General features: G+C 69.4%; 16 protein-coding genes and 2 pseudogenes. 11 read left to right on the forward strand and 7 right to left on the reverse strand.

What is annotated here, in order from left to right:
• Nucleotides 1-19: 19 nt before the first annotated feature.
• On the reverse strand, nt 20-568 hold the full coding sequence (locus ACZ462_RS15895; RefSeq protein ID WP_467807725.1) for a putative phosphothreonine lyase domain-containing protein: 549 nt from the start codon (nt 566-568) through the stop codon (nt 20-22).
• A 113-nt stretch (nt 569-681) separates the two neighbouring features.
• Here ACZ462_RS15895 and ACZ462_RS15900 point away from each other — a divergent pair, with 113 nt between their 5' ends.
• The 6 genes from ACZ462_RS15900 to ACZ462_RS15925 all read left to right on the forward strand — a co-directional run bounded on the left by ACZ462_RS15900 (nt 682) and on the right by ACZ462_RS15925 (nt 10,139).
• Nucleotides 682-1,794: a restriction endonuclease-related protein gene (locus tag ACZ462_RS15900; RefSeq protein ID WP_467807726.1), complete on the forward strand. Its 1,113-nt coding sequence runs from the start codon at nt 682-684 to the stop codon at nt 1,792-1,794.
• On the forward strand, nt 1,791-5,051 hold the full coding sequence (locus ACZ462_RS15905) for an ATP-dependent DNA helicase (RefSeq protein ID WP_468252225.1): 3,261 nt from the start codon (nt 1,791-1,793) through the stop codon (nt 5,049-5,051). Before ACZ462_RS15900 ends, ACZ462_RS15905 begins: the two co-directional genes overlap by 4 nt.
• On the forward strand, nt 5,051-7,843 hold the full coding sequence (locus ACZ462_RS15910; RefSeq protein WP_467807728.1) for an RNaseH domain-containing protein: 2,793 nt from the start codon (nt 5,051-5,053) through the stop codon (nt 7,841-7,843). The genes ACZ462_RS15905 and ACZ462_RS15910 overlap by 1 nt, the downstream gene beginning before the upstream one ends.
• Before the next feature lie 97 nt (nt 7,844-7,940).
• Entirely contained in the window at nt 7,941-8,732 is a 792-nt protein-coding gene (locus ACZ462_RS15915) for a 3'-5' exonuclease (RefSeq protein ID WP_467807729.1), read from the forward strand.
• Nucleotides 8,733-9,089: 357 nt separating this feature from the next.
• The gene (locus ACZ462_RS15920) at nt 9,090-9,572 is read left to right on the forward strand and encodes a hypothetical protein (protein WP_467807730.1); all 483 of its coding nucleotides are present in this window, start codon (nt 9,090-9,092) and stop codon (nt 9,570-9,572) included.
• A gap of 309 nt (nt 9,573-9,881) precedes the next feature.
• Nucleotides 9,882-10,139, forward strand: coding sequence for a hypothetical protein (locus tag ACZ462_RS15925; protein WP_467807731.1), 258 nt, complete (start codon nt 9,882-9,884; stop codon nt 10,137-10,139).
• Nucleotides 10,140-11,031: 892 nt separating this feature from the next.
• On the opposite strand, the gene ACZ462_RS15930 is transcribed toward ACZ462_RS15925, so the two are convergent.
• Entirely contained in the window at nt 11,032-12,294 is a 1,263-nt protein-coding gene (locus tag ACZ462_RS15930; protein ID WP_467807733.1) for a DUF2716 domain-containing protein, read from the reverse strand.
• Nucleotides 12,295-12,813: 519 nt separating this feature from the next.
• Here ACZ462_RS15930 and ACZ462_RS15935 point away from each other — a divergent pair.
• The gene (locus ACZ462_RS15935) at nt 12,814-13,602 is read left to right on the forward strand and encodes a hypothetical protein (protein WP_467807734.1); all 789 of its coding nucleotides are present in this window, start codon (nt 12,814-12,816) and stop codon (nt 13,600-13,602) included.
• 557 nt (nt 13,603-14,159) lie between these two features.
• On the opposite strand, the gene ACZ462_RS15940 is transcribed toward ACZ462_RS15935, so the two are convergent.
• Complete coding sequence (locus tag ACZ462_RS15940; RefSeq protein WP_467807735.1) at nt 14,160-14,360, reverse strand: hypothetical protein; 201 nt, start codon at nt 14,358-14,360, stop codon at nt 14,160-14,162.
• 737 nt (nt 14,361-15,097) lie between these two features.
• Here ACZ462_RS15940 and ACZ462_RS15945 point away from each other — a divergent pair.
• Nucleotides 15,098-16,240 (forward strand): hypothetical protein, encoded by a 1,143-nt coding sequence (locus ACZ462_RS15945; RefSeq protein ID WP_467807736.1) that lies wholly within the window; start codon nt 15,098-15,100, stop codon nt 16,238-16,240.
• A gap of 220 nt (nt 16,241-16,460) precedes the next feature.
• Complete coding sequence (locus ACZ462_RS15950) at nt 16,461-16,703, forward strand: hypothetical protein (RefSeq protein ID WP_467807737.1); 243 nt, start codon at nt 16,461-16,463, stop codon at nt 16,701-16,703.
• Nucleotides 16,704-16,718: 15 nt separating this feature from the next.
• On the opposite strand, the gene ACZ462_RS15955 is transcribed toward ACZ462_RS15950, so the two are convergent.
• A protein-coding gene (locus ACZ462_RS15955) for an IS5 family transposase (protein ID WP_467810004.1) occupies nt 16,719-17,650 on the reverse strand; the annotation gives its coding sequence in 2 pieces (ribosomal slippage) (nt 16,719-17,315 and nt 17,318-17,650; 930 coding nt in all).
• Nucleotides 17,651-17,857: 207 nt separating this feature from the next.
• Between ACZ462_RS15955 and ACZ462_RS15960 the strand changes: the two are divergent.
• Both ACZ462_RS15960 and ACZ462_RS15965 read left to right on the forward strand, forming a co-directional pair.
• Nucleotides 17,858-17,929: pseudogene (locus tag ACZ462_RS15960) on the forward strand (hypothetical protein); the annotation flags it as partial.
• Nucleotides 17,930-18,174: 245 nt separating this feature from the next.
• On the forward strand, nt 18,175-18,324 hold the full coding sequence (locus tag ACZ462_RS15965) for a hypothetical protein (RefSeq protein ID WP_467809965.1): 150 nt from the start codon (nt 18,175-18,177) through the stop codon (nt 18,322-18,324).
• A gap of 193 nt (nt 18,325-18,517) precedes the next feature.
• Here ACZ462_RS15965 and ACZ462_RS15970 read toward each other — a convergent pair.
• The 3 genes and pseudogenes from ACZ462_RS15970 to ACZ462_RS15980 form a co-directional block, all read right to left on the reverse strand.
• Nucleotides 18,518-19,297: pseudogene (locus ACZ462_RS15970) on the reverse strand (helicase associated domain-containing protein); the annotation flags it as partial.
• 166 nt (nt 19,298-19,463) lie between these two features.
• A complete protein-coding gene (locus ACZ462_RS15975; RefSeq protein ID WP_467809963.1) occupies nt 19,464-19,589 on the reverse strand; it encodes a hypothetical protein in 126 nt (41 codons plus the stop codon).
• A gap of 931 nt (nt 19,590-20,520) precedes the next feature.
• The gene (locus ACZ462_RS15980) at nt 20,521-23,187 is read right to left on the reverse strand and encodes a helicase associated domain-containing protein (protein WP_467809964.1); all 2,667 of its coding nucleotides are present in this window, start codon (nt 23,185-23,187) and stop codon (nt 20,521-20,523) included.
• Between the last annotated feature and the right edge of the window lie 954 nt (nt 23,188-24,141).

A 24,141-nucleotide genomic window follows, 5' to 3' on the forward strand; every position in this document is an offset into this window, starting at 1 on the left:
GTGTGGGCCGGGTGGGCCTTCATCCTGTGCCTGCGGCCGACCGGATATGCGGTGCCCGCGGGCGTTGTACCGCCGGGCGGGTCTGTCGCTCGCGTCGGATGATTTTGGTGGTTCCGGCGGGGCTTGTGTAGACGCTGGTTCCGTCTCCGTATTCTCCGCGCGCGGTGGTCTCGTCGGTCTTGTACGCCAGTGCGTCGCGGACGCCGAGGGAGCGGAGGGCGTTCAGGACGCGCTGTACGTCTTCCTTGTCATGATGGTTGGCGGTGTAGATGATCACTGGCCGGCGTGTAGGGTCGCCGTCGAAGTCGCTGCCGAGCGTGGCGACCTTGGCTCCCGGTCCGAGCTGTCCGCCTTCCACGGCCGTCTTGATGAGGCGCCAGCCCGCATCGAGGGCGCGGAGGGGCAGGAACCACAGCCACTTGCCGGCTTTCGCGAATTCGTTGACAGCAGCCGGGGCCGAGAAGTCGACACCGGGAGCCATGGCCCACTGCCATCGCTGGCGGGTGTCGGCCGCTGGCGGGAGCGCCTTCGCGGGCTGTTGGCCTGTCTGGGTGGGCTCGTCGTGCACGAAGTAACGGTATGTGACATTAGGCATGTTCCGTGGCTATGTGTTCCGGTGTGGCTGTCAGAAAAGTGGCCGCGGACCAGGAGCGGCGTGACCAGGCTTTGACGGCGTGCTGCATGGCGGTCGTCGCGGAGAGCGATCCGGTACTGGCACCCAGCCGCCGGAGCAGGCTGCTCATGGACTGCTTGGCGGTGCTTCGAGCGGCCCACCGCCCTGAGCGGGCGGCGCAGATCGGGATGAAGGAGTTCCGCCAGGGACTGCGCGGCCCGCTGGGACCTCTGCTTCCGTCGGCTTCGGGCAGGCCCGACCGGTTCGACAGCATGGAGTTGTTCGACGCGCAGGGGTTGACCCGTGACGCGGTTAAGGATCTGTGCAGCGAGCACCTGGTACCGCAAGCGGCGCTCGAGCAGTACTGGCCGTGGGCTCGGGTACGCGCCGAGCAGGAAGAACAGCGTCTGTTCGACCTCATGCGGCGCCTTTCGCCGGAGGAGTACCGGTGCGCCCGCACCCTTCTCGGGACGCATGCCGCCGGCTCGGTGCGGGAGCTGAGCCGCCAGTGGGACCGGTTGTGGATGCGGTTCGACTTCTTCGAGTCCGTGGCCGACTGGCCGTGGTGCCAGGTCGACGGCTGGTGGTATCCGTGCCCGGTCTGCCGCTGGCCGATGCGGACTCTGCGGTCCGGGCCACTGTTCGACGTACGCTGTGAGGCCCACGCGCCCCGGGGCGTGCACTACCGGTACACGCCCGGCAAAGGGCCGGGCCCGGGCGAGCTGACCGCGACCGGCAAGGCCGCGGTGCCGGTCACACCGCTGCCGGCCAGCTCCGATCACTTGGCCGTGAACCGGCACGTGTGGCGCTACGGCACTCTTCCCGTGCTCCTCGAACTCCAGCTGCGCGACGAGCTCGAAGGCCTGCCGTTCGTCGAGCTGGAGATGTGGCCGGGGAAGCAGCGGCCGGACGAGTACGACGTGCACATCACCGTGGCGGTGACGGGCAAGCGCACTCGGCATTGGCGCGTGGACGCTAAGGCGTGGGAGTCGGTCGTCGCGCTCGGCAAGGCGCTCTCGGACCGCCCAGTGCTGCGGAAGGGGCTGACGATCGTCCTGCCCGACCACCAGCACAGCGAACGGCACTTCCTTGCCGCCCAGGTACGAGGCCGGGGCGTCAAGGTGACCACGGTCAGCCGCCTGGCCAAGCAGGTCAAGGACGCGTGCGGAGCGCCGCGGTGAGGCCGGAGGAGTGGGAACTGCGCACGCTGTCCGTCGCCGCGGCGTTGGCGCTGGCCGAGGAGTACTTCGGCTTCCGTGACGCCGACGGTCGGATGGTCGTGCCACTGGACCAGGCGCACGTGTTCGCGGCCGCCCGCGTGGACCTGTGGGAGCACTGGCCCCGGGTCCCCCGGCGCGTACGGGAGCTGGCCGGCCAGTACTGGCACGTGCGCCCCGACGACCTGGCCGGACGCGGCATGTTCGAGGCGCTCGCGCGAACCTGTGCGACCTCGGGAAGCGGCCTGTACTGGCTCCCTGATGATGTGCCGCCCCGGGAGGCGACCTACCTGCTGGCCGCGCACGCTCAAAAGCCGCTGGAACTGGCCCGGGAGCTGGTGCGCGAAGCCGAAGGCTACTACTACGACACCCGCCTGCCGTTGCCCGTGGCCGGCCCCGGCCTGTGGCAGTTCGGGGGATCCGAGCCCTCGGTGGTGACCATCCCCGACACCGAAGAAGGCGCCCACGTACGGCCGCTGCAGCTGACGACCGCCCCGTACACGGCCACGGCGACCGCCACCCGCAAGAAGATCCTGCGCCTGGCCCGGCGCCAGGCGGCGGCCGACCCCGGCCGCCACGGCTGGAAGCCGGGCGTGCTCGCCTCCTTCTTCGACCGGCTCCAGGACGCTTCCGGCGCTCCCGTCACCCATCTGAACCTGCCGGCCGGGAAGCTCACGATCGTCAACGCACCGACGGGCGTGGGCAAGAGCGTGCTGATGAACAACCTTGCCCCGCTCCTGGCCGACCGCGGCCAGGGCCCCGTCGCCATCGTCGTCAGCACGATCCACGACAGCCTCACAGGCGCCGAGAAGATCGCAGCGGACGACGACCTCGTCTGCAAGGTCACCGCCCAGCTCGCCCAGGCCACCGCCCGCCACAAGCTGCGCTGCGTGCCGCTGGTCACCGAGACCCGCCTCGCCGAACAGGCTCAGCGCGCCGCCGAACAGGGCCGCGAGGACCGCCACGACCGGCTCGCCTACGGATGCGACCTGTCGGCATGGGTGACGGACGGCCCCAAGGTCACCCGCGGCCGCGAACCGTGCCGCGCCCTGACCAAGGTCACCGACCCCGTGGCCGGCACCGGGGACGAGGAGCCGACCGGCCCGCACGCCTGCCCGCGGATGGGAGTGTGCGGGAAGTACGCGCTGTTCCGCGAGGCGGTCCACGCGGACATCATCGTCACCAACCATCACAACCTGCTGCGCGGTCTCATCCATGTCCCGGTCGACACCGGCCGGCATCTCCTTCGGCAGATCTCCGTGATGGAATTCCTCAACCGTCACTGCCGCCAGCTGATCGTCGACGAGGTCGACAACCTGCAGAACAGCTGGTGCTCCACGGGCGCCCAAGCATTCTCCCTGGCCACGCGCGGCATCAGTAAGACCTCGCTGCTGCTGCAGGTGGACCAGCAGCGGCAGAGCCTGGCAGCGGCGGCCGACCGCCGGGTGGTCAACGCCCTGTTCAGGGCCAGGGGACTGGGGGAGCAGTTCCTCAACTACGTGCTGGACGGCGAGCTCTGGCTCGAGCAGGACACGCATGAGGAAGAACGTCCTGGCTCTGGCTGGCACGTGCCAGGCATCTGGGACCGCATCCTGATCAGGGACCTGCTCGGCCTCGACGAACACATCCGCCTCGACCCGGACATTCACCAGGCGTTTCGCGCCATCTTCCCCGACTCCAGCGACGACACCGCCCCGGACCCGCGCTTCCAGGAACTGGCCGGCATCCTCGGCCGGGCCGTCAGCCGGGACACCAGCGAGGACGAACTGCCCGTCCTCAAAACGGAAATCTCCCGGGCGCTCAAACGCCTCAAGATCCCCAAGATGCGGCACGCGGACGTCACCAACGCGCTGCTCGTGCGCGCCTGGCTGGGCTGTCTCCACCAGAGCCTGACCTACCTGAAGTCATGTATCGCCGGACTCGGTTCCCAACTGACCGCCGGCCGTGAACTGGCACGAGCGCTCGGCTCATTCACCCAGAACGGCGCCCTGCCGTATGGGCCCCTGGGCTACCAGCTGTTCGGATTCAAGGTCAACAAGGACAACCGGGGCGGCGGCGAACTCTTCGTCCAGTCCCTCGGCGGCGACCCCCACACCGGAACCGTCCAGCTCGGCGGCACCATGGCCCTCGCCACCGCCGGCGTCGAGCGCAGCGTCCTCGCCCTGTCCGCGACCGCCTTCTTCCCGCGTGCTGCCTGCGAACACGTGCACACCGAGCCCGCCTACGTCATGACCGACGCCACCCCCGGCGCAGTCACCGCCCTGGCCGGCAACGTTTCCGCCTCGGACACCGTATGGGACCCCATCACCATCGGAGGCATCGCCGAAGCCCACAAACCAACGGAGATCCAGAAACTCGGGGAGAGGCTGTGGCAGACCCGGCTCTCCGAGCACCTCAGGCAGCTGGAGATCGACGACCCCGACCGGGCCAGAGCCATGGTGGTGTCCAACTCCTACAAGCAGGCCATCCTCCTCGCCGTCGGCATCGCTTCGGTCGCGGTGCAAGCCTCCTGGATCGCCGTTGTCGTCCCCAAGACAGGTATCCCGCCCGGCATCCACTTGCCCACCGGCGTCGTGACCATCACTATCGACCAGCTCGAGGACCTGCCCCGCACCCACCCTCACGTAAAGGTCATCTGTGCGCCCCTGCCGCTGGTCGCCCGCGGGCTGAACATCCTCGTCCCCGGCACCGAACGGTCCGCGCTGGCGTCGGTGTGGGTCGGCCTGCGCCCCGTTGCCGACCTGCACGCACCTGAGGCGATGTACGCCAGCATCAACGCCACCGCCATCAGCGCAGCCTGCCCGGGCCCCGACCCCGCCCGCATGCTCGCCATCCAGAGCCGGGCCGCCCGAAGACACCTGCACACCCTGCTGCGCAGCGACCCCCGCTTCAGCAGGCTCCCCCGCTACCTGAAGACCGAGATCCTCGCCGGAATCCTGGTCGACCTCATCCAGCTCGCCGGCCGCGCCCGCCGCGGAGGCACCCCCGTCCAGCTCTACCTCGTCGACAACTCCCTCCTCGACACCCGCCTGGGCTCCGACTTCCCCTCGCTGCTCCGCTCCTACTACGACGGCCTCACTGAAGAGGAACAGGCCAGCCTCCGCCGCATCTACGGCGCAACCCTGACCGCCTGGCTCGACTTCGCCCACGCACCCGACATCCCCTCGCTCACCCACGTCCCCCTGCCCCGCAGCGAAGACCTTGATCACGAAGGCGTCTGATGACCACGGAACAGACCCAGCTGTCCCTTCTGGCCTGCCACACCGACGAAGAACTCCTCGGTTCGGTGCTGCTGTACCGCCTGCCCGAGGCGAAGATCGACACGGCCTGGAAGAAGCTGCGCGAGGAATACCGCGGCATCACCGGCTCCACAGCCAACCTCCCCTACAGCGGCCTGCTGACCGTCCTGCGCGCCATCGGCTACACCAGCGCCACCCTCTACCCCACCTCCAAGACCGATCCGCCGAAGTTCCTCGCCACCACCCGGCCCATCGACCGCGAAGACCTGCACGCCGCCATCACCCTCTGGGAACAGGCGCTGCTGCAGACCCCGGCCGACAGCTTCACCTTCCAACACCCGAGCCAGATCGCCGACCTCATCGCCGGGACCGCCCCCGAAAAAGTCCAGCTGTGGGACCAGATCACCCGCACCACGGCCTGCATCGACGCCCCCGGCTGGGTTTGGACTGCGGCCGGCTGGACCATCGCCGAGAAACTCTCCGGCGAAGCGTGGAAGATCGACGGCAAAACCATCACCTTCCGCCGCGATCTTGCCAACTGCCTCCAGGTCTGGGACCGCGAGCTCCTCTGGAACAACACCTGGCTCGCCGCCCGCGGAGAAACCCTCGACGACATCGCCGCCCACGACGGGGAAGACACCGATAACACCTGGAAGACGGCCACCCGATACGCCACCCTCCGGCTCGACGTCATGATGAAGTCCCACCCCGGCCTGCCCCACCCCGTGGCCGTCGTGCAACCCTCCGTCTCCCGGCTGAGCAACACCCTGCGCAACGCCCGCACAGCCTGGTTCGAGCCCCGCGACGCCAAAGGCCCCCTCCTCAACCTCGAACTCGGCGGATACGGCGACCACACCCACCTCAACCACACCACCCGCCTGGCCCTGGACGCCTGGACCCGCCTGCATGGCGAACACGTCTTCCCCCGCGACAAAGACGAGGAGTTCCTCGCACCCAGCGCCCTCGACCTGAGCGGCCCTCCCGGCAAACTCCGCGCCCTCGTACCCTTCGCCGCGAGCTACCCGGTCGGCAGAGGCGTGGGCATGTACAGCCAACGGCAACTTGCCCGGCACATCAGCGCCGCCCTTGACCAGCCCCTGCTCACGTGCGTACAGGTCGCCGGCCGCCGCCCCTTCGGAAACCGGCGCACCACCGTCGAAGGCCGCGACACGGTCCTATGGGACGACGAGAACCTGCCGCAGATCATCGCGGCATCCGGATGCCGGAAACTGCGCATCCTCGCCCTCTACAAGACCCAGGCCATGCGCACACGCATGCAGATGCTGCTGGCCTACCACTTCAACCACCCCGACCTCGCCGCCACCGGCATCGGCGAGAACAAGCCCGTCTCCCTCAACGAACACGTAGAGGTCCTGTTCCAGTCGGCACCGGATCTGCTGGGCCACGGAGAGCACCACAACCAGCGCCCCGCCTTGGTCAGGCAACTCCACGGCCTCGACGCGCCCGAGGACACCCGCCTGCTCGCCCTGTGCGAAACCGAGTACGACCCCAAAGCCTGGGCGCGCCAGCGACGCGCCTCGAGGAAGACCGACTCCACGGTCGTCAACCCCGACACCCTGGACGCCAAGCACCGAGTCAACGGCGAACTGGCCAAGCACCGTGTCCTCGCCCAGTTCCTCACCCTGTACAAGCCCGGCCGCCGCAACCCCCGCAAGAAGGACCGCGAGCTCACCACCGACCTCGAGCTCCTGGGCCTCGAACTCCAAGGACACCACCGCGGCCACATGGCCATCGCCGATATGTCCCGCGTGGCCGGGCTCGTGCACCCGCGGCTGACCAAAGCCCTCAGCGCCGGCCCCCACGGCCTCAAGGAACCCCTCGTCCACGTCGGGCTCCACCTGCGCCAGCAACGCGGCGAACGGCGCATCGCCACCGACGAGCCGAAACTCATGTGGACCCTGGTCGCCCTTGTCCCCCACGGCCCGTACTGGCGGACCCTGGCCTACCTCCCCTCCGAGCACACCGGCCAGGGCACCTGGCTCGACTACGCCCCCGCCAACTACATCTTCCGGGCCCGGCCACTGCCGGAAGGCCGACGCCGCGACGAACTCCTGCCCCGCCACATCGACCGCGCCCTCTACGAACTGGGCGGGCACGCCGGCCCGGCACAGGGATACGTCATGTACGTGTCCGGCGCAGAGGCCCGCAGCATCTGGCCCCTGCTCGCCAACAAAAACCTGGGCAAGACACCCGACGCGGCCGGTCGGATCAACAAGCGGCCGGCACTGCCCGGCTTCACGCTCGCACCCGACCAACGACCACGAGCGGTTGTCCGGGTCACCTCCGGCAGCGACGATGTGGCCCGGCCGGCCCTGATCGAACGGCTCCGCCACCTCCCGGAGTACGACGAGCCCGTCACCGAGGAAGGCAAACTCGCCACCGGCCTGTTCCAGGTGGAACAGGCCGAGCAGACGTTCATCCTGAGCAACCTCCCCCACCAGTTCACCGGCGGCGCGCGCTACGCCCGCGCCGGCGAGTCCTACACCCGGTGGGGCAGCAGCGATCCCAAAGAGCAAGCCGAAACCTGGTACAGCCACACGGCAACGGAGATCACCGTGCTCCACCACCCAGCCGACCAGGCCCTGCTCACCTACGGGCTCGCCGCCGCCCGCCTCTGTGACCACGCCCTTCACTGGGAACACCGCACCCAGTACCCCGCGCCGATCCATCTCGGCATCCAGATGGACAAGGACCACCCGGAATACCGCCGCACCGTCGACCCCACCGACGGTGAGGACGACGCACCGTCCTGAGCCACGACGGAACGCGAAGCCCCAGCGGATCACAGAACCGCTGGGGAGCGTCTCCCACATCGGCGCCTCTACACAGAAGGAAGGCAATACGGTCACGGTGGACCCGGACGACGTGACGGAATGGGATCACAGGCTCGATTACCTGGTCGACGGCACATCCGTACGACTCGTACGCCCCAGTGACACCGACCGGCCGACCTGGGTCGCCTACGAAGAAGCTCGGTACCTGGGCACCGTCCACAGTCGGTTCGACCTCGACGGACGCTGGCACGTCCAGTCTCTGAACGAGCGCCACCTCAGCCTCGACGACGCCCTCCGCGCCTTGCGCCGCCCCGACGGCTGGGCAGCCGACCGAGAACACGTCTGCCGTTGGGCTCGCGGCATCCTGAGCGACCCGCACCTGCGCGTCCTCGACGTGCAGACCACCGGGCTCGACACGGCCTGGGCCGTACAGATCAGCGTCACCGACCGGGATGGCAACACCCTCTTCGATGAACTCGTCAACCCGCTCGCCGACATCACGCCCCAGGCCACCGCCCTGCATGGCCTCGCAGCGAACCAACTGTCCGCAGCACCCACCTTCAATGCCGTCTTGCCCGACCTCGCCCCCCTCATGGCGGCCCGCTCCTGCCTGGCCTACAACGCGGCCTTCGATCGAGCAGTCCTGGAACGGGAAGTTCACCGCCTGTCGAACACCGCCCGCTCCGCTTGGGCGAGGCTGCGACCCTACAGGTGGGTGGACGCCATGGCCCCTTACGCGGTCTGGAAGGGACTGTGGTCGGCCCGCCACCACTCCTACCGCTACCAGCCTCTCGGCGGCACCTACGACGCCGTTACCAACTGTCGGCGCCTGCTGATCATCATGGACCGCATGTGCCGCACCGGCTGACGGAGCCCAACGAAGGCAAGCGTATTCGGTCGGCCTGAGAGACGGCGCAGCTGGCGATCACCTTCGGCGCGGTAGAAGCTCGTTAGCAAGCAGAAGGTCAGGTGGGCGCGGCGGAAACCGGGCTGAGTGCTTCCCGCGGGCGGCACGGCTCGAAGCACTTCCGTGCTGAGGCGGGGAACAGGCGGAATGAGACGGCGGGAGCACTCCTGATGGCCTTCTCGTGGTGACATGATCTGGTTGACAGGGCAGACGGGGTGGGGACTTTGAAAGCGGGGGTGCGTCGTGGGTGGGGATGAGACCCTGCAGCAGGGCAGGGGGTCTGTTGACGCGGGCATGGCACCGTACGAGGCGCGAGGCGTGCGGAAGGACTACGCCTGCGAGACGCTGGCCTTCCGTAGTCATGAGGACGGCATGGCCGACCTCTTCCACGCGACCCACAAGGCAACCGGCACGCCCGTGGTCCTCAAGCAGTTGCACGGCAAGCACCCGTCCCTTGCCAAGAAGGCCAGGATGGGCAGGGAGATCGCGGCCGGTCGCTTTCTCAACGGCCATCCGCATGCGATGCCGGTCTGGGACGCAGGCCCGGAGAACACTTGGTTCGTCATGCCGGTGGCGAAGGAGACCGCCGAGGACTGCCGGGATGAGCTCAAAGACCCGGTCGCTTTGCGTGCTCTGCTGAATAGCGTCCCGAGTCCGGGTCTCCGCTTCGGCGGCCCGCCCCCGCTTACCACCACACCTGCCGCAGCGGCCCCCAGACAGCAGGCCCAGACCGAAGCCGCGAACCCGGCCCACCGGCAGCAGGCCGGACCGGCCAGGGGCGGCGCGGGGCGTACGCGGTGACCCCCGGTTGCGGCGCCGGATGTCGGGATCTCACACAGCCGATCCCGCCCAGTCGACCCCGAGTTCGGCCAGCGCCCGCAGTAATGTCCACCACGATTCCGGCCCGGCGCCGGCTGCGGTAGGCGTTGCCTGTTGCGTCCCCGAGGACGCAACAGGCAACGGCAGGGGTGCCTATGTCTGGCTGGTTTGCGGCCGGTGTGGGGCGGGCCGGGTGAACCGCGGGGGCCGGCCCGTGCGTGTCCGCGTTGCGGGGCCCTGTCTGGCCGATCCGGTCGTCTCGGGGGAGCCGCGGGTGGGAGGCTGAGCGGCATGAAGATGGTCGGGCGGGTGTACGGGTCGGAGCCGGGGGAATCGGGGGAGCCGGTGGAGGGGCACGCCTATGTGGAGTTGGTCGGCGGGCCGCTGGACGGGCAACTTCTGGACGTGACCGGGTGGAGTCCGGAAGAGATCGCCGGGGGCGCGCTGCTGGCCACGAACACGGGCCTGTTCGGCCCCGGCGGCCGCTCCGACTACATCCCCGAGCCGGGCGGGGGCGGCCGGTACGTGTGGAACGGCGACACGCCCTGAAACCGTCCCCGATGGCCGGTGGCGTGGCTGTGGCCTTGGGTGATACGTCCTCGCACGCCGTGCGACGGCGTATCACTCGCGGCGTCTGGCGCGGCGGCGGGCGGCTCCCCAAGCCTGGGGCGGCGCACCCCTTGCTTGCCTCGGGAGCCGAAAGGGGCGCGCCGCGCGGTCGGCGCACAGTGGCCGGAGATCGCCGCCGTCCCCTGCGTCCGGCCGCGTAGTCGAGGCTACCGGCCTGCGCCGGGCCGCGCCGGGCCGCCGGGGCGTCGGGGTGCGCAGGGGCATAGGGTCGGGGGTAGCCCGCGCCGAAAGGGCGTGCGCGGGCAAGGTCCGGTGCCCGGTTTCCGGGGGCAGTACCACCGGGCCGCCCACACTTCAGCCGCCCGCGGCCGCGGCGGTGTCCGGGCCGGTGCCGAGCTGGCGCCGGCCGGGGTAGCAGGTCGCCCGGCTTGGTTCGGCGGCGTCCGTGCGGCGGGTCTCGGTGTCGGCCGGCTCGGCGGCGAGGCGAGCCCGGCGGCCGGCCGCGGGCTGCGGGGTCGAGGGGCGGGGGCCGGTGCCGAGGGCGCGTCGCCGCCGGGGCCGCCCGGGGCGGGGCGGGGCGGGGCGGTGCCGCGGGGCGCGGCGGGCGCTGGTTCCGGCTTGGGTGTCGAGTATCCCGAGGGCGGGATGCCCGCCGAGGCATCGGTGCCACTGCCCGCCGGCCGCTGGAGGGTCCGCGCCACGCAGATTTTCGGTCGGGTGTGGTCACCCGCGGCGCGCGCAAGGGCAGCGAGCGGGGCCATTCAGGACGGCTCGGACGCTGTGATCACATGTGACGGTCGAGATCACCGCAGAGCAAGATCACTTACGGGATAGCCCCCGACGCATGTCATCGGCGCGTGCCGGGGCGCGCTCAGTTTCGGCGCCTGACCGGTTCTCCGAGCAGCTCGGTCAGCTCCCCTTCGATGGCGGTGAGCAGTGCCGGTCCCCAGACGGTGAGCGTCTGTTCCCAGGGGTGGCCGAAGGTGCCCAGGCGTAGGTCATGGGTGAGGTGGAGGTAGTAGTCGCCGTTGGGATAGGTGCCCTTGCCGGGGCGGGGCGGGCGCCCGGGTACGTCGGTGCGGCGGGGGTCGTAGCGGTAGCCGTCGTGCTGCCAGTCCAGCCAGTACACGAACTCTCCGGGTTCGGTCGCGGCGAGGAGTCCGCGCTGGACGATCGCTTCGAGTTCCGCGCGGAGGTCCGGGGTGGGGCGGTGGTGGGCGTGCAGGTGCCAGACGGCCGAGGGGGACGGCTCGGTGATCGCGGGCCGGTGGGTGGTGCTGGGCTGGAAGTCGAAGTGCGCGCAGAAGCGGTCCCACAGTGGCCCGTCGTCATGGAGCCAGTCGAGGAACTGCGCGGGACGCGTGGACTCCGGTCCACCTGGCGGCTGCCAGCGGTACGAGCGCACGGTGGTGGCCTCAGCGAATCCGGCGTCCAACAGCCGCGCGCGCAGTGGCCCGCCGGCCTCGGCGAGGAGGGGGCAGCCGAGCCAGCTCACGCGCCGCCACACATCGGTACAGGTCCGGACGAAGGCCTCATCGTCACTGGTCAGACCGCCGACAATCGTGAAGGGCTGCTCATCGCCGTGGGCCCAGGCGACCGCGGTGATCAGACCGTCCTCCAGCAGGACCTGGATCAGGACGTCACCCTCGTCTGAGGCGCCGTCCGCGATCATTTCGGCGTAGGGCACCGCATGCGGGCCCGGCGATCCGACTGCGATCTTCCAGGCCCGCTCGGCCTGGTTCGGCACCCCGTACAGATTGTGGACCCCGTCGCGGGGCTCCAAGCCCGCGTCCTGCGGCTTCCCTCCCGCGAGCCTGTCGGCGATCAGAACGGAACGCTCCCGGCCCGGAGTGAAGCCCGCCGCCGTCAGAGCCGGTCCCAAATCTGGTGAATCGTGCCTGTACACCTTCCACTCCACCGGCTCGCCGCGCTCGGCGAAGGCCGCCTGCTGTCGGCGTACCAGCCCGGCCAGGTCGGTGCCAGGTGCGATCGGAGCGTGCTCGGCAGTGCCGTGTGTCCCGTAGTGCCTCCGCACGACCGGCCCGTCGGCCTCGATCACCACCCCCACGGGATGCCACACGGGAACGCGCCCCCGTAGCCCGTTCCACTGCTCCCACTGCTTGCCCATGTCCATGATCCGGAGCCTAGGCGGGGCGAAGGATGCACCGGCAGCAGGGGTGGGAAACGGCATCTGGCCAGAGCGTCGTGGAGACCACAGCTCTTGGAAAAGTCGCTGATCAGCCCCGCAAAGGCAATGGCGCGGGCTGGCCACCCGCTCCGAGGAGACCGCCACGGTCTACCGCGCGAGTCTCCTCATCGCTGGAGAACGCAGACCCCGACTTTGTGAAGTGGCGCGGCGTCGGCCGCGAAGGCTGGGAGCCTTCCCGCCGCCCCCTCAGGTATGTCGTGGGCCTTGTCGGCGTGCAGGCGCCGGGGTTTGAAGTGGGCGGCCGCTGTGGTTGCAGTGCGTGTTGCACCGCCGTCCGGTGCCAGGAGGCAACACGGAGGCCCCGGGGGTCACGACGTCCCGGGGCTCCACTTCGCTGACCTCCTCGCTCAACGACGAGCCGGGAAACCTGTCACGCCGCATCTGGAACTCGTCCACGATCCTGCCGTGCTGCCTTCTGTCAGGGGTCGTCTCTACCCTGGCGTGATGACACGGTCTGAGTTCAAGTTCGCGTACCTGCAGCCGCTGTTCGCGGACGTGGAGCGACTGCGTGGAGAGGGTGCCTACCGGCAGCTGCCGGCACCGCAGCCGTCGAGCAGCCTCGCGACGGACGATGCACCGATGGGCATGTACTCCGCGTCCACGCTCATCCAGAACTCCTACAGCGCGGGGGTCGCCCACGCCGATGCGCTTCGCAGGCTCGTGCACGCGGGAGAGGTAGACCCGCAGAGCCCGTGGACCTTGATGCGGGGGGCACTGGAGAACTTCGCCACGGCCGTCTGGATCGTGGGCGGCAACGACCGAACCGAGCGCCGCCGGCGCACCCTGGCCCTGTGGCGTGAGGACATGCGCAACCGGGCCCAGCACGAGGAGGACACGGACCACCAGCCAGGCCCCGGTGGCAAGACCGGTCGCGAGCGCCGCCAGGACATAGCCGACCTCGCCCTGTCCCTCGGCATTCCCACCGCCTCCCTCAGCAAGCCAGAGGCGGGGAAGGTCATCGAGGAAGCTGCCGAGGATGCCGGCCTGAAAGCCCGAGAGGTCACCGCAGCCTGGCGCGCGGCGTCAGGGTTCGCCCATGGCCGGTACTGGCCCAACCTCCGGGCATCCATGCCAATCGACGCCGTGCGCAGCGGCCCCGACCACTACCTGATGGCCTTGGTCATCGACGAGGACCAGCATCGCCCAGGACGCTGCTCCACCGACTTCACGACAGGTACCAGGCCAGGGCCACAGCCCACTGACCACGCAGCGAAGCCCATCAGGCGCCGATGACTCAAGGCGCCTTCACGCACGGTGCTTGGTCGGGCCCAGTCGACGCCGGGTTTCGCGAGGGCGGCGAGCTGGTCAGCGGTGAGCTTGTCGAGCCGACTCGTAGTGTTGGAGACTCACACGCCGAGCTCAACGATCACTCAGGGTCGGGGGTCTGTGGATCTGGGTGGAGTGGCCGGCCCGGCTGCGGGACGCTGTGCGGGCAGCCGGGCCGGCGGGGTGGTCCAGCACGGGAGGGTGTACGCGGCGCCGGGCGGGGCGTGCGTGTGCCGTCGGTTCGACTGCGGCGGCGTGGACCCGGCGGCCTGGCGCGCGAGCACGGGTGGAGGCCGGGCCGGTGACGCAGTGGCATCCCGGCGGCGGCCTGCGCTGCCCGGCCCTGGGCGGCAGTTCCGGTCGCAGCACGAGCAGCGCGTACGCTGCGCTGTTCCGGAGCCCGGATCGGGTTTGGGTGCCGGGGCCTTGGGGGCACCGTCCCACAGCGGGAAGGGCTTCTGTGCAAGCAGGTGGCGTGCCAGGCCCGCTGCCCGCCGGGCCGGTGCGGTCCGCTGTGCGCGGGCCTAGGCGGTCAGTTTCGTGGCGGTGGCCATGCCCGCGTACATGGTGGCCATCTGGGCGTGGAGCATCGCCTCCGCATGGTCCTTCTGCTCCTTGCGGAGCGTCCAGTTCTGGAAGGCCTCGTTGGCCTTCTCGCTGTGCCGCCACGCCAGGTCGCTGTATTTCGAGGCGATGCTGTTGCTCAAGTTGCTCAAGTTGCTCATGTGGCCCCCTTGTTGATCAATCTGCGTCCGTGTCGGGCCAGCCTACGGATTGGGGCAGTGATCACGAAAGTCGAACGCCGGGCGGTCGACGGGAATGACTCCGAGCCGGCCATGTCTACGTTGAGCTGGTCGGCGGCCCGGTGGACGGGGAGCTGCTGGATGTGTGGGGGGGACCTGGCATCGAGGGGGCGGTGCCGTCGGCGTACACGCCGGGCTGGGCGCCGCGCACGGCGCGCAAGTGGATGGTGTAGACGAGGACGCCGGTGTCGCTGGCGGTGGTGTTCAGGTGCGGGTTGGCGTGGATGACCAGGGTGGCCCGGCTTCGCCCGCCGCTACGACCTCGATCCCGCCCGCCCGGTTCAGTGGGAGGTGGAAGCATGTTGGCGCAGGTCAGTGTCGGGTTATGGGTGGGAGCTCACTGTCACGGATGTGAGAGATGTGGGCGATTCCACTGTCATGGGGCGGTATTCGTGCAGGTGGCGCACTGACACGAAGCCGAGAGATCGCAGAGGGCTGGCCGGTCGGGCCGGGAGCTGCGCCGTTTCACCGAACTGCGCGTCCGCGCAGCCTCGAACAGCCCACAGACGACAGTTCGCGAGTAGCTCTCGGGAACGTCACGAGATCCCGTCCCGTCGAAAGACCGGGCGGGATCTCGGAGTTTCGGGAAGCATGGCGGCCGTGGCCGAAAAACGACCCTAAGATGATCAACTGATCATTGCTAAACGGGGAGAAGAATCGTGAGATTTGCCTGGCAGGACACACCGGGGCAGGTTCGGGACGCGGCCACCTTCATAGGCCTGCCGAACCCCGTGCTGTGGTCCGGGCCGCCGGTCCGGGAGGGCGACCTCGCCGGATGGATGGGCGAGGTCAAGTACTTCACCCGGATCGAGATCGACTCCGTCATCACCCTGCACAGCCGCTCCGGCACCCCCTTCGAGCTGTACGGGCGGGGCAGCGACTTCCTCAACCCGGTGCGGATGGCGCGCTACGTGCCCTGCGTGATCGAGGCGGAGAACGCCGAGGAGAACCCGAAGGTCCTCGCTCTCGCGCGCACCGCGTGGCGGGAACACGTTGACGCCGTCGCGCAGCGCTTCGGCGCTCCCATCCGCGTCGCGGAGAACGACGACAAGGTCCTGGAGGCGATCTGGCGCCTGGCCGGCGACGAAGGCCCGGACCTGCGCCTGTGGTTGAACGCCACGCAGGTCCTGGTCCCCGACAGCCCGCTGTACACCCGCCTGCCCGGCCGCGCGCTGATTCGCCTCGACGCGCACGCCCCGGAGGACATGGCCGGCGTAACGCCCCGCCCGGTCGACGAGGCCAACGACGTGCCGGAATGGATCCCGGACTGGTATCAGAAGCACGCGGTCGATCTGGCACGGGCCGAGTACGAGGCGTTCGAGGACGAGGACCGCGTCGTCGACCGGGTTCGGCACGCCCTCGGCGGCGCCATCGCCGGCGGCGGATCCGTCCTCGACCTCCTCGGGACCCTCGTCGACACGCCCTTCGAGGCCCGGCCGGAGACCGACTCGTATAGCTCGCAGCACGTGTTCCGGCACCCCGACGCCCCCCAAGGCCGACTGCCCGCCCTCCACGTGGCGCACGTGATCAGCGTCCTCGCCAACCACGAGCAGGCGGGATCCGCCCGCACCGCGCAGTCGGTGGAGCCGGGCCTGACCCTCCACCACCTCGACCTGTTCGATCCCCGGGTGCAGAACTCCCTCGGCGTCACCGGCCGGGAGTCCTGCGGGGTATGGCGACTGACCCGCGCCGGGTTCGAGAAGTCGATCGCCGGCAAGGCGTACATGATCACCCCGGCGGACGTGCTGGAACGCCTGCGCGCCGGAGCGCTCGCCGCCGGGACCCCCGAGGAGGGTGACTAGCCGTCAGAATGACGGTATGACAAGCCATGGCGGTGGGACGGTCCAGGCGTGGCGGGCGCTGGGCGGGGCGGCGGAAACGGTCGGGCGGGTGCGCTACCGGGGCGGGCGGTCTGGTGGCCCGCTGAGGATCAGGTACGTGCGCCCATCGCAATAGAGAAGCACGTTCTGGCCGGCCTCGTCTGCCTCTCCGCCAGGGATGAACCCGATCTGATGCAGGGGTGTGTGGTCACCGGCCGCAGGCGGTGGCCCGCCGGGTGCGGGGGAGTTCTACTGCTCCGCCCGCGAGGAGCCAGCCGTCGACCATCCCGCCCTTGTCGCTGTCGATCTGTTCGCCGAGTCGATGGTGGAGGCCGCCTGGATCTTCGCGGTGGCCTTCCGGCTGATGCCGGCGATCTCCGACACCGTACGACGCACTGCCCAGACCGCCGGAGGGTGGTCGGTCCCCTCGAGCTCGATCGTCTAGGACTTGTCCGGCCGATCATGTGCGGAGCCAGATGACGAGGGCTGCTGCGGTGGCCGTGCCGAGAAATACGTAGCCGCGTTTGTCGTATCGGGTGGCGACTGCCCGAGCATTCTTGAGCCGGTTGATGGCCCGTTCGACGGTGTTGCGTTTCTTGTACCGCTCTTCGTCGAACCCCGGTGGGCGCCCGCCTCGTGAGCCTTTGCGTAGGCGGGCGGCCTGGCTGTCGGTCTTCTCGGGGATGGTGTGCCGGATACCGCGTCGACGCAGGTAATCGCGGCAGGGCCCGTTGCTGTAGGCCTTGTCCGCGGCAATGCTGTCCGGCTTCTTGCGGGGCCTTCCCTGCCCGAGTCGGGGGACGCGGATCTTCTCCAGCACCGGTTCGAACTGAGTGCAGTCCGCCCGCTGCCCTGGTGTGACGACGAGGGACAGCGGGCGGCAGCGGCCGTCCGCGCTCAGGTGCAGCTTGGTGGTGAACCCGCCGCGCGAGCGGCCCAGGCCCTCGCCTCCAGCACCACCTCCACCAGGCGGGCGACGAGGCTCTGCCACGGCGTCTCGTCCTGGTGTTCTGTCTGTCCGTCCCCCTTTGACGAGGGAGCCGGCGGCGGATCGGTGCGGGCGCCGGCGGCATGCTGATGAGCCCGCACGATGGTGGAGTCGACCGAGATGTCCCAGTCGATCCCACCCGCGGAGTCAGCCTCGGCCTGGACCTGCTGGAGCAGGCGTTCCCAAGTGCCGTCGCCCGACCACAGCCGGTGCCGTTCATAGACGGTCTTCCACGGACCGAACCGTTCGGGCAAGTCACGCCACTGCACGCCGGTCCGCACCCGGTGCAGAATCCCGTCAATCACCTGCCGGTGATCCCGCCACCTGCCGCAACGCCTGTTGCTGACCGGCAGGAACGGCCGCAACCGCTCCCACTCGGCATCACTCAGATCACCCCGCCCCATGTCCACATCAACGACCCGGACACGCAGTAGTCACATGATCGGCCGGACAAGTCCTAGCGGCGTCTCCTCCATTCCGGCCGTTCCCGCCTTCGGGCCGCTGCGGTGGACGATGCTTCGCAGTAGGCCGACCGCTCCAGCTCCGGAAGAGTTCCGCCAGGCATCGTGCGGGTCGCGAGGCACCGCAGCCCGGGCGTGACGGTCGAGCAGGTGGCCGCCGACTTCGGAGTCCACGCGATGACGCTATGGAAGTGGATGCGCCGGGCGGAGTTCGACGAGGGGACCAAGCCCGGAACAACCAGCCAGGAAAGCAAGGAGCTGCGGGAAGCGCGTCGGCGCCTGCCCCGGTCGGCAGCAGCCCAGCCACGCGCCCGTCCGCTTGCGACGGCTCCTGCCGCCCTCCAAAACCCGCTCCCGCCCGTCGTTCCTTCCCGTGTGCTTTCGGCGAGGGTGCGGTTCTGGACGGGGGCGGGGCGCCGTAGGGTCGATCGCGCAGATGGACGGAAGACGTGTCGCAGGGGACCGGGATGGACCAGAATTTGGTGTGGACGGATTGGGCGGAGGCGGTGTCCGAGGACGGGCGGATCGTCGTGCGGGCGCGCTTGGGGATCCGTGTGACCACCACTGACTGGGGCCGTAAGGGCCTCAGCATCTGGATGAACCGGATCGCCTACTGAAGGCAGGACGGTGCCCGCCAGCCCATCAAGCCCTTGATGCGCACCGGCAAACGCCCGCCCGCCGATCCCCCACTGCGTGCCAATGGACCACGACGACCCGGACCGCTGCTACTGGTGACAGCCGCTCCTTGGCCCGGCTTGCTCAGCATGCTCCGGCGTCCCGCCTCGCTTCGGCGACCCGACGGAGCCGCCGTCATGCCCAGTGGATGCCGAGCTCCCGCAGCGCGTCCAATTGGTCCTGGGTGAGTTTGTGGCGGCGGGTTTTGGTGTTGGATACCCACACACCTAGCTTCACGACTACCGGCTCCGTCTTGCCGTCGACGGTGATCTTCTCGCTGTGGGCGCGGGGGACGGGCCGGTGGGCGCCTTCGCGCTCCACCCATTGGGTGAGGGCTGTCAGGCCGTGCTGGAATGCCTGTTGTGTCTTGCTCGGTCCCTTGGCTCCGTGGCGGGGGGCAGGGGCGGGAGGCGGCTTCTGGTCGGGTTGTACGCCGATCGTGGTCAGCCGTGCCTGCTGTTCGGGCAGGAGCCGCGCCCAGTTGGCCGGCTGTTTCTGCTGTTGGAGCCATTTGCCGATGTCGTCGCCGTCGAACGTGACGCCGGGTGCGATGCCGGGCAGCTGCCCGCCCGGCTCGTCGGCGACGAGGTCGGCGAGGACGCGGTAGTGGCGTTGCCAGTGGAGCGGCCAGGGGCAGTTCCAGTCCTTGTCGATCGCGGCCAGCTGCGCCGCGCGCTCGGCTGCCCGGTCCGGGTCTTTGCCCAGGCCGTTCTTGGTGCCTTTGCGGCGGAGGTGGGCCATGTACTGGCCGACGGGGACCATCTCGTCGTCCTCGCCCCATATGGCGTCCTGGCGGGGTGCGAGGTGCCCGGTGGCCCGCCGGTAGGACCGCAGGGTGGCGAGCTTGGACTCCCATGCCTCCCCGCCGGGTTCCCACACCATCCCGGCCTCCGGCGCGTCCAGCAGGGTCTTGCGGCTGTGAATGCGTGGGTCCGTGACAGCGAGTTGGCGTCAGCGCTGGTGGGGGCGGCTCAGCTGGTGGGGAAGGCTTATGGTCTGGTGGGCTGCTGTCACGGGGTGACCGGTCGGCTGCCGTGAGGTGACCGCTTGCTGGGGTATCGGCTGTCACCAGCCCGCACATTTACACGGAGCAGACCGCCCAGATCTCCTTCAGCAGCTCGGGGTAGTGCTCGCCGTGCGTGTGCAGCGCATGCCACACCGCGTCCAGAGCCGCTTTGAGCGGATCGGGCTCAGCGGCAGCGAGCACGGCGGGGAGAGCGAAGTACGGCTGTGAGATCGGTCGGCGGACGTCCGGTGTGCTGGGGTACACCAGCAAGGAGGCGGACGTCATCGGCGCACGGCTGCCCGGTAGCCGGCCAAGTTCGTAGCGCGTCGCCCCATCGTCTCTCTGCTCAGCGGACGGGACCCATGCCCACCCTGCCGGCGGCGGGGGGAAGTACGGCGGTCGCTCGGGGGGCATCGCCCCGAGCACCGTCGGACCCGGTACGAGGGGAGTGGATCGTAGGGTCTCCCACATCTGGTCGTCGTTGTCGAAGGGCGGCGGTAGCGGATGCCCCTGCGCCAACGCGGTGAGCGCCGGGGCGACCCACTCCACATCGGTCAGGCCCGCCGCCTCGCACGCCCGCCGTGCGGAGAGCAATGCCACTGAACGCTGGACGTCGGGTCCCGCGAAATCGAGGGCGTGCACCAGGTCACTGTCGAAGGTGAGCAGACCCAGGACGTTGCTCCCGCGGACACCGCGCAGCCTTTGGCTTGGCAGCCTTCCGCCCCACTGCCACCTTTCATAGTGCAGCTGCGGATCCTCCGTGACCCCTACCTCATCTGCGAACAACTTGTGCACAAAGCCCCCTGTCAAAGACGGACTCGGAAGTTGCGCCGTCACATCCAGCATCATGCCGCAGGCCGCTGACACACCCCGCACCTCGGCATGTGCTGCTTCGTCCAGAGGCTGTTAGCTAGACCGACACCTGTGGCCGGGCCAGCAGTTTCCGCTGGTCAAGAACCGACGTCAGCGCGGCGGCGAGACGCGGGACGATCAGCGCGGCTGCCTCTGTGTTGCAGCCCGTTGCACCACGATCCAATACAGGGAGGCAAGACGAAGGCCCCGGGGGCCGTCACAAGGTCCCGGGGCCTCCACTTCGCTGGCCTCCCCGCTCAACGACGAGCCGGGCAGCCTGTCACGCCCAGTCAACGCCGAGTTTCGCGAGGGCGGTGAGCTGGTGGGTGGTGAGCTTGTCGCGCCGGGTTTTGGTGTTGGAGACCCATACGCCGAGCTTCACGACGATCGGCTCCGCCTCGCCGTCGACGGTGATCTCTTCGCCGTGGGCCCTCGGGACCGGGCGGTGGGCGCCTTCCCGCTCGACCCACTGGGTGAGGGCTGCAAGGCCCCGCTGGAATGCCTGCTGCGCGTTGCTCGGGCCCTTCGCTCCGCGGCTGGCCGCGGGGGCGGGAGACGGCTTCTTGTCGGGCTGTACGCCGATCGTGGTCAGCCGTGCCTGCTGTTCGGGCGACAGGCGGGCCCAGGTGGCCGGCTGCTTTTGCTGCTGGAGCCACCGTCCGATGTCGTCGCCGTCGAAGACGATGCCCGGGGCGATGTGGGGGAGGGCGCCGTCGGCGTCGACGAGGTCGGCCAGGATCCGGTAGTGCCGTTGCCAGTCCAGGGGCCAGGGGCAGTCCCAGTCCTTGTCGATCGCGGTCAGCTGCGCCGCGTGCACTGCTGCCCGGTCGGGGTTTTTGCCGAGGCCGTTCTTGGTGCCTTTGCGGCGGAGGTTGGCCATGTGCTGTCCGATGGGCACCATCTCGTCGTCTTCGCCCCACGTGGCGTCTTGTCGGGGTGCGAGGTGTCCGGTGGCCTTCCGATAGGAGCGGAGCACGGCGAGCTTGGCCTCCCACGCCTCTTCGCCGGGCTCCCAGACCATCCCGGCCTCGGGTGCGTCCAGGAGGACCTTGCGCCGGTCCTTGAGCTCCCCGGCGCGCAGTGCCTTGCGCTGCTGGTGGACCCACCGGCCGAGGGGGAAGCTCTTGGTGACGCCGACCTCGGTCTCGGTGTCGTACGGGACCGCGTGCAGGCCGGTGATTCCGTTCTGGGCCCGCCACCGGATCAGGGCTTGGTAGCCCTCTAGCCACGCGAGGGATTCGGGTCGGTAGACGCGGGTGCGCAGGAACGCGGCGATGGTGGCCGCGTCGCGGGGGGAGGAGAAGTGCAGCAGTGCCGATTCGGCGGCCGCGTCGGCGCCGTCTTCCTGGTCCTCGCCCATGCCCTCGCCGCCGGCGCCGACGATCCGCCCGTCCTCGTCGCGGCGCAGGTGGGTCTTGCGCTTGCCGTGGGTGTGGGCGCGGGAGGCGAGCTGCTCGACCAGGCGCTCATCGTGCGAGCGCAGGCCTTGCAGGACCGCTACGAGGGGTTTGTAGCTGGCGGAGGCGACCATGTCGGTCGGATCTTCGCCGGGCTCCAGGAAGACCGGCACGATGATCCGCGCGACCTTGGTGGAGCCGTCCTTGTTGAGCCGGAGTGCGCGTCCGATGTTCTGGACGATCTCGACCTGGGAGCCGCGGGTGTCGGCGAAGCAGATCGCTTCCACGCCCCGCTCGCCTGTGATGTCGACGCCCTCGCCGAGGACGCGTACGGAGGCGAGGAAGGCCCTGTGTACGCGTCGGTTGTTGGCGTCGATGCCGCCTGCGAACTGCCGCAGGACCTCGCGGCGCTCGGTGACGAGGTGGTCGCCGCACAGCCACGCGGACCACACCCGGTCGGGCGGGACGTGGCGGCCGGCCTCCAGCTCATAGAACTCCGCGTCGATCGACGACTTCGGCAGTTTCTCCGCGGCGGCCAGGTCGGCGTCGGAGGCGTCGGTGACGTACAGCTCGGCGGCCGTCTGCGGCAGCTCCTCCGCGAACGCGGCTGCTTCCTCGACCTTCTGGTGGAAGGTCATGATGGTGCGCAGGTTGTACGCCGCGGCGTGCTCCAGGAGCGCGGCCTGCAGCAGCGCCAGGCGCCGGCCCCGCCGTGCTTCCTCGGACTCGCCGAGTACGGGGGAGGGGTCGCGGATCTCCAGGACGTCGATCTCGAACCCGGCGAGGATCCCCCGCTCGATCGCCTCGCTCAGGCCGAGTTCGGCCAGCCACGCCCCGTAGGTCCCCTCCGGGTCGTCGGCCATGCTCGCAATCTCCAGCTCCTGGCCCCCGGCGCCCTTCTGCGGCCGGGCCGCGGCCAGGATGCGCGGGGTTGCGGTGAGGTAGAGCCGGAAGTCAGCCGGGATCCGGGTGTTGTCGTGGATGGCTGCCCAGGGCCGGCCGAGGTCGCCGGCGGTTCCGTGGGCCTCGTCGACGATGGCGAGGTCGAAGCCCTTCATCTGCTGCCCGTACAGCCGTTCCCCGCCTGCCAGGGCGGCCTCCAGGGGCCCGCGGACCTTCCGCTGGCTCTCGGGTGCGTCGATGTCCTCGCGGTCGACGAGGGAGGCGTAGGTGGCGAACACGACGACCGGCCCTGCCCCGGCCCACAAGGCGAGCTGGATCGGGTTGGTGGTGGTGCGCACGCCGAGCTCGTTGAGGACCGGGTCGTTCTCCAGCGAGCACACGGCGACCATCGGGGCCCGGTGGCCCACCAGGCGCCACGCCTGGGCGGTCTGCGCGAGGAGGTCCAGGGTGGGGACGGTGACCAGGATCCGGCCGCCGGGGAAGCACTCCAGCGCGCTCGCGGCGACCGTGATCGTTTTGCCGGAGCCGGTCGCGGACACGATAGTGCCCCGGGCACCCTGAGCGGGCACAGATGGCCTTGCAGGAAATCTTACCCATTTCCGAAACGCCGACTTCTGATCGACCTGGTGCTCACGGAGCTGGATCATCAAGATTCAACCTCACATGTGTCTCTTGACAGACTCGAATATAGAGGGTGCAGGACACGGGTCCATGAACGGCTTCAAGGGTCAGTGGCGTCAAGATAGTTGACCTATATGAGGTGGTCATGGAGGCATCGGCACGAGAAAATGGGAGGCATGGACGAAGACTTCTGTGAAGTGATGCTGCTCCCCAGCTCCCAGTGTGACCACTGCCGAACAGCGCTCTCGGAGCTTCCCCGAAGGGTGTACGTCACCAAAGGCGGGAGCGTCTACCACAGGACGCCTAGCTGTGAAGGAATCAAAGATGGCCAGCGTTATGCTCGTTGGAGAGGAGACGAGATCCATGATGCTCAGTCCGTCCCACGCAGCGAAGTGCAGGCCCAGCGAGGACCCTGTGAAATCTGTCGCCCTGACCTGATTCATAGGCGATCCTAGGTAGCCCCCCTATTTCTGCCAATGGTACATGCTGCATCAATCTGATGCACGCGCTACGCTAGAACCCGACACGAACGAACGAGCCCACACCCCTCCGCAGCCAGCCAGGCCCACGCAGTGGGTCTCATCGGTACTGGAGGCGCAGCCGGAAGGACCATCAGGCGGGGGAGCGCAGCGGACCCGCCCAGGAGCGCACCGAGCTACCGGCGGATTGGGTTTCCGGGTTCTGGTCTGCCTGCCCGGGCGAGTGTACGGAGCGTCAGATATGCGGGGCCGGGGCCGACACCCCCCCTTCCGCCGCCGGCCGGGCCCCGCTTGCGGACCCTTGGGCCTGGAGGCGAAGCCGGAGGGCCCGGGGTGGGAGCGGAGCGGACACCCCAACGGCCATAGGCCGCTGACCCCGTGAAGCGGGGTCAGTCCCGCGCTATGCGCGGGACCTTGGGCGCCGCGGAGCGGCCCCGTTCGGGATGGAGCGAAGCGGAGTCCCGAACTGTCCGGCGCAACGCGCCGGACCACCGGCCCGAA

The organism is Streptomyces sp. NPDC031121, from assembly GCF_055570615.1.